The 12302-nt window shown below is 72.8% G+C and carries 7 protein-coding genes; 3 read left to right on the top strand and 4 right to left on the bottom strand.

Annotated elements, in window-relative coordinates; all coding sequences use genetic code 11:
• Positions 1–117 precede the first annotated feature (117 nt).
• A complete protein-coding gene (locus FB465_RS23565; protein ID WP_145793554.1) occupies positions 118–3381 on the top strand; it encodes a S8 family peptidase in 3264 nt (1087 codons plus the stop codon).
• Here the strand turns inward: FB465_RS23565 and FB465_RS23570 are convergent.
• From FB465_RS23570 to FB465_RS23585, 4 genes are all read right to left on the bottom strand, one after another.
• Positions 3322–3753, bottom strand: a complete 432-nt coding sequence (locus FB465_RS23570; RefSeq protein WP_145793556.1) for a GtrA family protein — start codon at positions 3751–3753, stop codon at positions 3322–3324. The genes FB465_RS23565 and FB465_RS23570 overlap by 60 nt on opposite strands.
• Positions 3750–4721, bottom strand: a complete 972-nt coding sequence (locus FB465_RS23575; protein WP_145793559.1) for a glycosyltransferase family 2 protein — start codon at positions 4719–4721, stop codon at positions 3750–3752. The genes FB465_RS23570 and FB465_RS23575 overlap by 4 nt, the downstream gene beginning before the upstream one ends.
• A 66-nt stretch (positions 4722–4787) precedes the next feature.
• On the bottom strand, positions 4788–7337 hold the full coding sequence (locus FB465_RS23580; RefSeq protein WP_145793562.1) for a YfhO family protein: 2550 nt from the start codon (positions 7335–7337) through the stop codon (positions 4788–4790).
• 100 nt (positions 7338–7437) lie between these two features.
• Positions 7438–9504 carry a PIG-L family deacetylase gene (locus tag FB465_RS23585; protein WP_145793564.1) on the bottom strand — a complete coding sequence of 689 codons (2067 nt, stop codon included), beginning with the start codon at positions 9502–9504 and terminating at the stop codon, positions 7438–7440.
• A gap of 145 nt (positions 9505–9649) precedes the next feature.
• On the opposite strand from FB465_RS23585, the gene FB465_RS23590 reads away from it, so the two are divergent.
• Positions 9650–10687, top strand: coding sequence for a 3-isopropylmalate dehydrogenase (locus FB465_RS23590; RefSeq protein WP_145793566.1), 1038 nt, complete (start codon positions 9650–9652; stop codon positions 10685–10687).
• Between the two features lie 145 nt (positions 10688–10832).
• Positions 10833–11945 carry a branched-chain amino acid aminotransferase gene (locus tag FB465_RS23595; RefSeq protein ID WP_145793567.1) on the top strand — a complete coding sequence of 371 codons (1113 nt, stop codon included), beginning with the start codon at positions 10833–10835 and terminating at the stop codon, positions 11943–11945.
• Positions 11946–12302: the final 357 nt, after the last annotated feature.

Raw genomic sequence — 12302 nt, forward strand, 5'->3', positions numbered from 1 at the left:
CACAGGGGTGCATACCGCCCCCTAAAGGGGGACTCTGCTCGCGTCGTCCGGCGCGATGATCTTAATTTGGGCCGTGTGCGCATCCATGCTGCTACCCGGATCGGTATTACCCTCGCCGTGATCGCCGGCTCCGCCGCGCTCGCCGCCCTACCGCCCACCGGCGCCTCCGCCGAGCCCGGTGAGGCCGAGGGGCGGGCGGACGCTCCACGGAGCGTCCTGCTCGAACTGGACACCGAGGCCGCCGCTCCCGTCTGGCGCCGGGCCGCCGCCGACGCGCGGCGCGCCCAACGCTCCCCGGAGGCCGTCCACAGGGCGGCCGCCGAGGCCGGGGCCGAGCAGCACCGCCGGGCGGGCCGGGCGCTCGACCAGCTGGCGGGCGCGGTCCGCAACGCCGTGCCGGGGGCGCAGGAGCTCTATCGCACCCGGACCCTGCTCACCGGCCTCGCCGTGACCGCCCGGACCGGGCAGCTGGCCGCGCTGCGTACCCTGCCCGGTGTCCGGGCGGTGCACGTGATCACCCGCAAGGAGCGGGACAACTCCTACTCCGTCCCGCTCACCGGCGCCCCCGCGGTCTGGTCCGGCACCCCCGGAAACACCGGCGAGGGCATCAGGATCGGCATCATCGACTCGGGCATCGACTACACCCACGCCGATTTCGGCGGCCCGGGCACCGAGCAGGCCTTCACCTCCGTCGACGGCGCCAAGCCGGCCCCCGCCGCCCTCTTCCCGAACGCCAAGGTGATCGGCGGCCGGGACCTGGTGGGCGACGACTACAACCCCGACCCCTCCGCCGAGCACTACCAGCCCGTGCCGCACCCGGATGCCAACCCGATCGACTGCGCGCTGAACGGCCACGGCACCCATGTCGCGGGCACCGCGGCCGGCCTCGGCGTCACCTCGGCCGGCAAGCCCTACACCGGCCCGTACCGGCCGGGCCTGGACCCGGCGGGCTTCAAGGTAGGCCCGGGCGCCGCCCCCGGTGCCAAGCTGTACGCCATCCGGGTCTTCGGCTGCGACGGGTCCACCGACCAGCTCGCCCAGGCCCTGGACGTGGCCGCGGACCCCGACGGCAACGGTGATCTGACGGACCGTCTCGACGTGGTGAACCTCTCCCTCGGCAGCCGCTTCGGCAACCCCGACGACGCCGACGCCATCGCCGCCGACCATCTGGCCGAGCTGGGCACCGTGGTGGTCGCGGCGGCCGGCAACGAGGGCGACGTCTACGGCATCGGCGGCAGCCCCGGGACGGCTCCGCGCGCCATCGCCGTCGCCGCCTCGGTGGACGCGCACGGCGACGCCGACGGCATCCGGGTGCTCGCCCCCGAGCCCCTCGCCGGGCTCGTCCCGGCCCACTGGAGCGCCAAGTACCAGGGCTGGTCCACCAAGGACGTCAGCGGCGAGCTCGCGCTGCCCGCCGACCAGTCGGACGGCTGCACCGCCTTCAGCGCCGCCGACGGCCTGCGGCTCAAGGGCAAGGTCGCCGTCCTCGCCTGGCGGACCAAGGACTCCGACCGGGCCTGCGGCTCCGCCGCCCGTGCCGATCACGCCGCCGACGTCGGCGCGGTCGGCACCCTGTTCGCCGCCGACGGCGACCACCTGGGCGAGATCGCGGGCAACGACCGCATCCCGGCCGCCATCCTGGCCCGCGCCGACGGTGAGCGGCTCACCAAGGCGGCGGCCGAGGGTGCCGTACGCGTCCAGCTGGCTGCCCCGGGCAACCCGCTGCACGGCGCGGTCGCCCAGGACCAGCCGCAGCGCAGCGACACGCTGGCCGTCTTCACCTCGCGCGGCCTCGGCCTGCCCGGCATCGTCAAGCCGGACGTCGCGGCCCCGGGCGAGACCATCTGGTCGGCCAAGGCGGGCAGTGGCGGCGGTGGCATGCGCGAGGACGGCACCTCGATGGCCACCCCGCACGTCGCCGGTCTGGCCGCCCTGGTCAGGGCCGCCCACCCGGGCTGGTCGGTGGCCGAGGTCAAGGCCGCGCTGATGAACACCTCCGGTGACACCTGGCGCGGTGACGACCACTCAGGCCCGGTCTACGGACCGGAGCGTACGGGTGCCGGGCGTGCCAGGGTGGACATCGCCGTCCGTACGCCCGCCGTGGCGTACGCGGCGGGGGCGGGCGCGGTCGACGGCGCGGTGGGCGTCTCCTTCGGCCCGGTCCAGGTGACCCGGTCGACGGTGCTCAGCCGCGAGGTCGAGATCCGGAACTTCTCGGCCGAGCCGGTCGAGTACACCACCGGCTACCTGCCGGCCACCGAACTCCGGGGTGCGAGCTTCGAGCTGTCGCCGGATCAGGTGACCGTGCCGGCGGGCGGGACGGCCCGGGTCAAGGTCACCCTGAACGTTCCCGGGCAGCTCGACCGGGCGCCCGATCCGACCATCGACCTCACCCAGGCCGGCCGGGCCCGCAGCTACCGGGGCGAGCTCTCCGGGCGGCTGCTGCTGACGCCGGTCGGCACCGACGCCCCGGCCCTGCGGGTGCCGCTCTTCGCCGCCCCGCGCCCGGCCTCCGAGCTGGCGGCGGGCGCCCAGGCCCGTGCCTCGGCGAGCAGCACCCTGGTCAGCCTCACCGGCACCGGCGCACCGGCCGCGGACGGCGCGCTGGTCAGCGCCTTCGCCCTCGGCGGCGAGGGCGCGCGCTGGCCCGACTGCCCCGTGGGCGCCCGGGACGGCGACAAGGCCCCCGACCTGTGCGTCACCCGCGCCGGCGACCGTGCCGCCAACCTCAAGGCGGCCGGCGCCGCGACCGACGCCCCGGCCGTCACCGGTGAGCCGCTGGACAAGGGCATCCTCTACCTCGCCGCGACCTTCTGGGCCCCGGTGGCCACCCCGGTGGGCAGCTTCGCCGTCCGGGCCTCGCTGGACACCGACGGGGACAACAAGACCGATGTGATCGTGACGGCCGACCGGCTGCGCGGCAGCGACGTCCTGGTGGCCCGGACCCTGGACGCCAGGACCGGCCAGGAGCTGGACGTCCAGCCGCTCAACGCCCGCTGGGGCGACACCGACACCGGGCTGCTGGACGGCGACACCGTCGTCCTCCCGGTCCGGCTGGCCGCGCTGCCCGGGCTCAAGCAGAGCACCGCGAAGATCCGCTACGGCCTCTGGACGAGCTTCGACCTCGGCGGAACGCCCAGTGCCAAGGACGCCCTCTCCTCGATCGGCCTGCAGGGCGAGCGGCCCACACTGGCCATCGACGTGCTGAACCCGGCGCTGGACATCCGCAACGGCGCCGCAGGCCCGGCCGCGATCCTCGCCCCGGAGCAGCCGGGCGCCGTCCTGGAGGTGCGCCGCAAGCAGGGCGACACCACCCGCCTGCTACTGGTCCACCATCTCAACCCGGACGGGCGCCGGGCGCAGGTCCTCACCCTCCGCTGAGGGGCGGCCGGTCAGCACGAGCTTCGACAGCACGAACGTGATCGGGATCGCGACCGCTGCAGCCAGCAGCGGCGCGATCCGGTCGTTCACCTTGAGCCACTGCACGAGCGCGACCACGCCGCCGCTCTGCACCAGGTAGTTGGTGATGTTGGGCAGCGGGAAGAGCAGGAACTTACGCCAGGTCGGCTTGGTCCGGTAGGTGAAGTAGGTGTTCATGAAGAACGACCCGACCATGCTCAGCAGGAACGCGACCGTGAACGCGGCGAAGTACGGCAGGAACGGGTGCAGTGCCAGGTACAGCACGTAGAAGGTCGCCGTGTTGACCACGCCCACCAGGCCGAACCTGACGATCTGCCATATCTGCGGCTTCACCGCTCATCCTCCGCCTGCCGGTAGCCCTCGGCCCGGAAGGTAGCACGCGGCGCGTTGGTCTCCTTCACCAGGAAGTGCGGCCGCCGCTTGGTCTCGTAGTAGATCCGGCCGATGTACTCGCCGATCAGACCGAGCATCACCATCTGGAGGCCGCCCAGGCCCACGATGGCCACGATGAGGGTGACGTACCCGGGGGAGTCGATGCCGTCGACGATCGCCACGCCGGTGATCCAGGCCGCGTACAGCGCGGCCACCCCGACCAGGGCCAGGCCCAGGTAGATGGCGATCCGCAGCGGGCGGTTGTTGAAGGAGATCAGCCCGTCCATGCCGTAGTTCAGCAGTGCGCCGAACCGCCACTTGGTCTCGCCGGCGCCACGGGCCACGTTCTCGTAGTCGAAGGTGACGGTGTCGAAGCCGATCCAGGAGAACAGGCCCTTGGAGAAGCGGTTGTACTCCGGCAGCGAGAGCAGCGCGTCCACGGCCTGCCGCGAGAGCAGCCGGAAGTCGCCAACGCCGTCCTTGAGTTCGACGTCCACCCACTTGTTGACCGCGCGGTAGTAGAGCCGGCTGACGGCGCTGCGGACGGCCTTGTCGCCCTCGCGGGTGCGGCGGGCGATGACCTGGTCGTGGCCGCGGTCGTAGAGCTCCAGCATCCGCTCGATCAGCTCCGGCGGGTGCTGCAGGTCGGCGTCCATCAGGACGACGGCGTCGCCGGTGGCCTCGCGCAGGCCGGCCAGCATGCCGGCCTCCTTGCCGAAGTTGCGGCTGAAGGAGACGTAGCGGGTGGTGCCGGGGTGCTGGGCGGCCAGCTTGCGCAGGTGCTCCAGGGTGTCGTCGGAACTGCCGTCGTCGACGTAGCAGAGCTCGTAGTCGATGGGCAGGTCGTCGAGACTGCGCCGGATCTCCTCGTCGAAGAGTTCGATCACGGCCTCTTCGTTGAAGCACGGCACCACGATGGACAGACGCACCAGCTCACCTCCGGCACTGGACGCAGACGGCGGCTGGTCGCTCTACCACGTAACTCCCGATAATCATCACGATGGTACCGGTGCGGCGCTGCCCTTCGGCACGCTCCGCCGCCGCAGCGACGTGACCAGCGCGACACCGCCCAGGACGGCCAGCGCCCCCGCGCTCACCGCGAGCCCGGCCGTCAGCCCGGGGGTGCGGTAGGTGCAGGAGACCCGGGAGGCGCCGCTGCCGAGCGGCACCCCGATCATGCCCAGGACGGACTGCGCCTCGCTCCGGGCGCCGCCGTCCACCGAGCACTGCCAGCCCTGGACGGCAGGGACGGCGAGCAGGGCGGTGCCGGTCGAGCCGGCCGGCAGCTCGGCGGTGAAGCCGTGCCCGCCTGCGCTGACCGAGGTGGCGCCCTTGAGCTGCCCCAGCGCGGTGGTCAGCGCGCCCTGGTCCAGGCAGCCGACCGGCTGCGCGGGCACCTGGGCGGCCGCCCCGGCCTGCAGCTGCACCTGGACCCTGCCGTCGGCGGGCACCGTGCCGAGCAGCCGGATCGGCATCGCCGTCATCGGCTGCTTGCCGTAGCTCGTGTACTTGGTGCCCAGGCCCATCACCGTGCCGTTGAACCACGGCCCGTAGAAGAACGCTGTGCTGCCCGGCGTGCAGACCCCGCCGAAGGTGGTCCAGGTGCCGCCCTTGGGCGTCGCCGGGATCGACCAGCCGCTGGTGCCGTGCAGGGTCGGCCTGGGCCCGGCCGTCGGGGTCAGCTCCGGGATGTCGTACACCTTGGCGCCGAGCAGCGACTGCTGGCGGGCCCAGACGGACGAGGTGTCCGGCTTGATCCCCGGGTGCACGGTGACCAGCGGGGCGGCCTGGGCCTGCTTGGCGGTGAAGCCTTCGGGCGCCGAGCTGCTGTCCAGGTAGGTGGTGACGCCGAGCAGCGCCCGTCCGACCGGGTCGGCCGGGCTGAGCGTGTGGCGGCCCTGGATGTACCAGCCGGCGCCCAGGTCGTGCAGCAGCTGGGCGGTGACGGCGGGCAGGTAGCTGCTGTAGTACGAGCCGCCCTCCCCGCCGAGCAGCAGCGGATCGTTGTTGGCGAACTCGTGCGGGCCCGGGTCCGTCCGGGTCCTCGGCCAGTCGTCCGCCCGCCGGATCGCGTCGTACGCGGCCAGGGACTGCGAGCTGATCGTGGTCTTCGGCTGGTAGAAGGTGAGCCGGTCCCGGATCGCGGTGACGGAGTACGTCGAGTAGGTGGCCCCGGCCAGTACGCCCAGCGCCAGGACCGCGCCGGTGAGCCGCTGGGCCCGCCGGTCGGCGTGCCATCGGTCCAGTGCCCACAGCGCGCCGAGCATCAGGGCGCCGCCCGCCGTGACCAGGACCCAGGTGGCGGTGTGCACCGAGCTCTGCCCGTGCCCGAGCAGCACGATCAGCGCCACCAGACCGGCCCCGCCGAGCAGTGCGAACAGGTCGGGGCGGCGCGAGAGCGAGACCCAGGCGGCCATCACCAGCAGCCCGCTCAGCACGAACGAGGCCCGGTACGAGCTGCCGTTGGGGATCGCCAGGCCGTGCCAGAGCAGGATGGTTGGCTCCCAGACGAAGCTCGCCCCGACCAGCACCAGCAGCACGTACCAGAGGGTCCGTTCGCGGGCGCGCACCTTGCGGTTGAACGGCAGGGAGGCGACCAGGACCAGGCCGAGGATGCCGACGAAGACGTTCGGCACCGAGTGGTCCGAGCGGCCGCCGGGCAGCAGCTGCGCCAGGTAGTCGGTCAGGCCGGGCGGGCCGTCGTAGCGGGCCAGGGGGGCGGGCTGGGAGGCCTTGCTGGCCTTGAGGCTGACGAACATCACGGGGGCGGTCAGCAGGACACCGACCACCACCATGCCTGCCGCCCGGCCCAGCACCCGCAGCCGGGCCCGGAGCGGGCGCCGCGTCAGCGCCACCCGCACCAGCAGCACCAGGCCGGCGCCGATGGTGGCCATCGCGCCGGTGTAGAAGTTTCCGGCCCAGGCCACCGCCACGAAGAGGGTGCCCAGCACCCACCGCCGCTCGCGGAGACACCAGTCGCAGGCCAGGCTGACCAGCGGCAGCGAGACCAGGCCCCACATCCACATCGGGTCCGGCGAGCCGTCGTTGAGCACCCAGGCGCAGAGCCCGTAGCCGACCGCCAGCAGCGCCCGCAGCCAGGGTGAGCCCCGGTGCAGCCGGCCCAGGAAGACCGTCATCACGGCGGAGCCGAGCCCGATGCTGAGCAGCGTGACCAGGAAGACGGGGAAGTTCACGGCGTCGCGCGGGAAGAGGCCGACCAGCCAGGAGAACGGGTTCATCAGGTAGGTGACGAAGTCCCCGAGGAAGGGGGAGCCGTACCCGCTGTTCCAGTTGAACAGCAGGTCGCCCGTGCTGTCGCCGTGCATCAGGTCCCAGAGGTGGGCGTGGAACGGCACGAACTGGTTGCCGAGGTCGTTCACGGCCCGCGAGCGCGAGCCGAACGGGTACGTCCCGTGGACCGCCATCGCCAGGCAGTACGCCCCCGTCGACAGCGCCGCGGCCAGCCCGGCGGCCCCGTACTCGCGACGGCGGAGCCTGCGTGGGCCGGTCGCGACGGTCCGGCCGGCTTCGATGGTCCGGCTCACTGGGTCTGGCTCACTGCGCGGGGCTCCTGCCTTGCGGGTATGTCGGTGGATCGGGCACAGCAGTGGATCGGGGCACTGCGGTGGATCGGGCACCAGGATGTCAGGCCACCTGGGCCCACGCTCCGAACGGGCCGTCCTTGGCCGCCTGCCGGGCGACGTACAGCAGGCCGTCGCAGCCCAGGGCGGCGGCGACCGCGCGGCCGTGCCCGTCGGTGCCGACCGTCGGCGTGTGGGCCAGCAGGGGCCCGCCGTGGTGCCAGTCGCCGCCGTGTCCGAGGGCGACCCTGCCCTTGGCGTCCCGGACCGCCAGGGCGCCCGGGGTGGCGGCCACCCGGCCGAAGCCGCCGGGGGGTGTGGACTCGCCGGTGATCCTCCAGGCCTCCGAGCCGGGCCGGCGCTCGGCGGTGAGGACCTTCGCGGACTTGGGCTCGCGGTAGTGGAGCCGAAGCGTGCCGTCGGCGGCGAGCAGCGCGGTGACCGGGCCGGAGGGCACCGGCAGGCCGGTCGGCCGGTCCGGTCTGAGCGGGCCTCCAGGGGTGTCCGAGGCCCAGTGCACGACGGTCTTCCCCGCCGCGAGGACGTGGGTGCGGCCGTCGGCGTCGACCACGGCGCCGAGGCCGTCCTGGACGGTCTGGCCGGCCTCGGCGGGGAGCGTCAGGGCCGTCCAGGGACCGTCCAGGGTGCGTATGCCGACCGAGCCCGACCAGGTGCGGGCGATGACCTGCACGGTGCCGTCCGGCAGGGCGAGGCCCAGCGGGTACCCGGCCTCCATCGACTTCACCGGGTCGTCGCCGTCCGGTGTGCCCAGGCTCTGCCAGGCGCCGAAGGCCCGGTCACTGGCGGAGACCTGGACGCACGTGACGATCTCGCGCCGGTGCCTGGCCTCCTCGAAGGCCGGATCGGTACGGACCGTGAGCAGCCGCAGCCGCCCGTCGGCCTGGCGCAGCACCTGCAGCTGGCCCTCCAGGCCGCCGCCCTCGATCCGGTGCGGCCCGCTCCAGCCGGAGCCGGACTCGACCCAGTAGGCGACCGAGCCGTTCAGCAGGGTGAAGGCCGCCAGCCGCCCGTCCGCCATCGGCTGCAGCCAGTCGCCGCTGCCGGGGGCGCGGTGGCGGGTGCTCTGCGCCCAGCCGTTGCGCAGCGCGCCGCCGCCGACCTTGCGGTCCCCGCAGCCGGCCGGGTCGCCGCAGTTGCGGTTGTCCGTCCAGCCGTACGCGTCCAGCAGTCGCACCTTGCGGTCCACGGCGGCCCGGTCCAGGTTGTGCGGCAGCCCGGCGTTCACGTAGCCGAGGTAGCTCTCGACGGAGCCGGCGCGGGCCTTGCCGCCGCCCCAGTGCCGGGCGAGGGCCGCCTGGGTGAAGTACGCCGAGTAGGTGTGGTCCTGGTGGTCAAGATAGAGCGGGCCGGGGTGGCCCTTGGGTGGCTGCTGGGAGTGCTCCGGGTTGGGGTCGAGCGTGCGGACCACCGTCGGGCGTACGTGGTCCAGGATCCCGGTCAGCGTCCCGATCAGCTGGTCGCGGGTGTAGCCGCCGCCGGCCGGCAGGCCGCTGTGCGCGGGCGGCAGGGTGGCGAGCCGCCCGGTCTCGCCGAGCCAGAGCCCGCGCAGGCTCTCGGGCCGGTGCACGCTCACCGCCCGGGCCTCGACCAGCGCCGGGAAGATCAGCTGCACCTGCGGCGCCGCCCGCAGGGTGTGCTGCTCGACCTGCAGGCCGTCGAGGTAGCTGACCAGCTGGACGTCCCACGGGCTGTTCTCGTCCCCGGTGGCCATCAGCGCGTACGCGGCGGCCAGGCCGTTGATCCGGGCCCGGGTGTAGGCGGGGCGGTCGGGCCGGACGCGGTCGTGGCCCGGCTCGGCGTGCAGCACGTTGCGGCCGTCGGACTCGCCGCCGGTGAGGCAGACCGTGACGCAGGCGGCGCCGGAGGCGACCGACTGGTCGAGGTCGGGATTCATGAAGTACAGGTTGTCGTCGGGGTGGGCGATCACATGGACGAAGCCGAGGCTGCCGGTACCCCGGGCCAGCCCGGTCCCCGTCACCGCGTCCTGGGCCGGCTCGGACGGCGAAGCGTCGCTGCGGAGGGCCTCCCAGAGGCCGTAGCCCGCCGCGGGTGCCGCCAGTAGTCCACCGGTCAGCCAGAGCGCGCGGCGTCTGCCGATCGGATTGCCCATTTCTTGATCCCCCGTGAAGAAAGCATGAATTCCCGTCGGATATTACCGAATGGTCCTGCTTCGCTCGAACGTCGGTCCGGTCGCGTTCGTCCGAATAGTGGACATGGAGGTGTCAGCCTCTGGGACGCGGAGTACTGTCGACCGCATGTCTCGAAGCCTTCGTCTCGCAGTGATCCCCGGTGACGGCATCGGCCAGGAAGTCGTGGCCGAGGGCCTCAAGGTGCTCGCCGCCGCCCTCCCCGCCGACGTCAAGGTCGAGACCACCGAGTACGACCTCGGTGCCCGGCTCTACCACCGCACCGGCGAGACCCTGCCGGACAGTGTGCTGGAGGAGCTGAAGAACCAGGACGCGATCCTGCTCGGCGCCATCGGCGACCCGAGCGTCCCGTCCGGTGTGCTGGAGCGCGGGCTGCTGCTCAAGCTGCGCTTCGCCTTCGACCACCACATCAACCTCCGCCCGGGCAAGCTCTTCCCCGGCGTGAAGTCCCCGCTGGCCGGCGACCCGAAGATCGACTTCGTGGTCGTCCGCGAGGGCACCGAGGGCCCGTACGTCGGCAACGGCGGCACCCTGCGCACCGGGACGCCGCAGGAGGTGGCCACCGAGGTCAGCCTCAACACCGCCTTCGGCATCGAGCGGGTCGTCCGCGACGCGTACCGCCGTGCGGCCGCCCGTCCGCGCAAGAAGCTGACGCTGGTCCACAAGAACAACGTGCTGGTCCACGCCGGCCACCTGTGGACCCGGATCTTCGAGCAGGTCGGCCGGGAGTTCCCCGAGGTCACCACCGACTACCTGCACGTCGACGCCGCGACGATCTTCTTCGTCACCCAGCCCGAGCGCTTCGACGTGATCGTCACCGACAACCTCTTCGGCGACATCCTGACCGACCTCGCCGCGGCCGTCACCGGCGGCATCGGCCTGGCGGCCTCCGGCAACATCAACCCCAGCGGCGACTTCCCGTCGATGTTCGAGCCGGTCCACGGCTCGGCCCCCGACATCGCCGGCCAGGGCAAGGCCGACCCGACGGCCACCGTGCTGTCCGTCGCCATGCTGCTGGAGCACCTCGGCTTCACCGCCGAGGCGGCCAAGGTCGAGGCCGCCGTGGCCGCCGACCTCGCCGAGCGCTCCGGCACCCGTTCCACCTCGCAGGTCGGCGACGCGCTCGCCGCCCGAGTATCCGGCTGACGGGCCGGCAACACCTTCACAGCTGCGACGCCAGCTGTTCGGCACGGCCCTCTAGATGCGACTATCAACAGTGGGCCGTGCCTTCGTGTGTTCGATCACCGGTGGGCGAGGCCCGGACCAACCCCACGGTGAAGGACAGACAGTCATGAGTACGCCCACCCAGGCGCCCATCACGTTCGACCTCAAGCCCTCCGCTCACCCGCTGTCCGATGCGGAGCGCGAGGCCCGGCTGGCCAATCCCGGTTTCGGCCGGGTCTTCACCGACCACATGGTCACCATCCGCTACACGGAGGGCCGCGGCTGGCACGACGCCCAGCTGACGCCGTACGCGCCGCTCGAGATCGACCCGGCCAACATGACGCTGCACTACGGCCAGGCGATCTTCGAGGGCCTCAAGGCCTACCGCCAGGCCGACGGCTCCATCGCGACCTTCCGGCCCACCGCCAACGCCGAGCGCTTCCAGGCCTCCGCCCGCCGCCTCGCCATGCCCGAGCTGCCCACCGAGGCCTTCGTCGAGGCCGTCGAGCTGCTCGTCCAGCAGGACCAGGCGTGGGTCCCCAGCGAGCCCGAGCAGAGCCTCTACCTGCGGCCGTTCATGTTCGCCACCGAGGTCGGCCTGGGTGTCCGCCCGGCCAACGAGTACCTCTTCATGATCATTGCCTCCCCGGCCGGCGCCTACTTCCCCGGCGGGGTCAAGCCGGTCTCGGTCTGGCTCTCCGAGGAGTACGTCCGCGCGGCTCCCGGTGGCACCGGCACCGCCAAGTGCGCCGGCAACTACGCCGCCTCGCTGGTCGCCCAGGCCCAGGCCGCGGAGAAGGGCTGCGACCAGGTCGTCTGGCTCGACGCCGCCGAGCACCGGTGGATCGAGGAGATGGGGGGCATGAACCTGTACTTCGTCTTCGGCGAGGGCAAGGACGCCCGCATCGTCACGCCCGAGCTCTCCGGCGCGCTGCTCCCCGGCATCACCCGTGACTCGCTGCTGACGATGGCCGCGGACCTCGGCTACGCCGTCGAGGAGCGCCGTATCTCCACCGACGAGTGGAAGCAGGGCAACGTCGACGGCACCCTCACCGAGGTCTTCGCCTGCGGCACCGCCGCCGTCATCACCCCCGTCGGCTCGGTCAAGTCCGCCCGCGCGGACTGGACCGTCGCCGACGGCAACCCGGGCCCGATCACCATGGAGCTCCGCAAGACCCTCCTCGCCGTCCAGGGCGGCCAGTCCCCGGACACCCACGGCTGGCTCCACACCATCGTCTGACGGGCCAACCCCGGCCAGTACGGCCAACCCCGGCCAGTGCGGCCAACCACAAGGGGCGCGGGGAACTGCGCGAAACGGAAGGCTCGGGCGGTCACCTTCCGACTCGCGCAGTTCCCCGCGCCCCTGACGGTGGTCGGCCCTTCGCCGCAGCAGGCCCCGCGTCTCGCGATGCGGAACGTGCGGGCCGGATTCCGGATGGTGTGCCAGACTCCGAGTGTGTCCTCGCTCGCGCTCATTATTGGCAGCAGGCGCGCCGGTCCGCAGTGACCACTCCGCACGACCCGAATGCGGAGTGACCACAGTGTCCAGACCCGCGCGCAGACCTCTCGCATCCGCGAGGGGTCTTTTGTTTTCCCC

It is taken from the genome of Kitasatospora atroaurantiaca (genome assembly GCF_007828955.1).
Lineage (GTDB): Bacteria > Actinomycetota > Actinomycetes > Streptomycetales > Streptomycetaceae > Kitasatospora > Kitasatospora atroaurantiaca.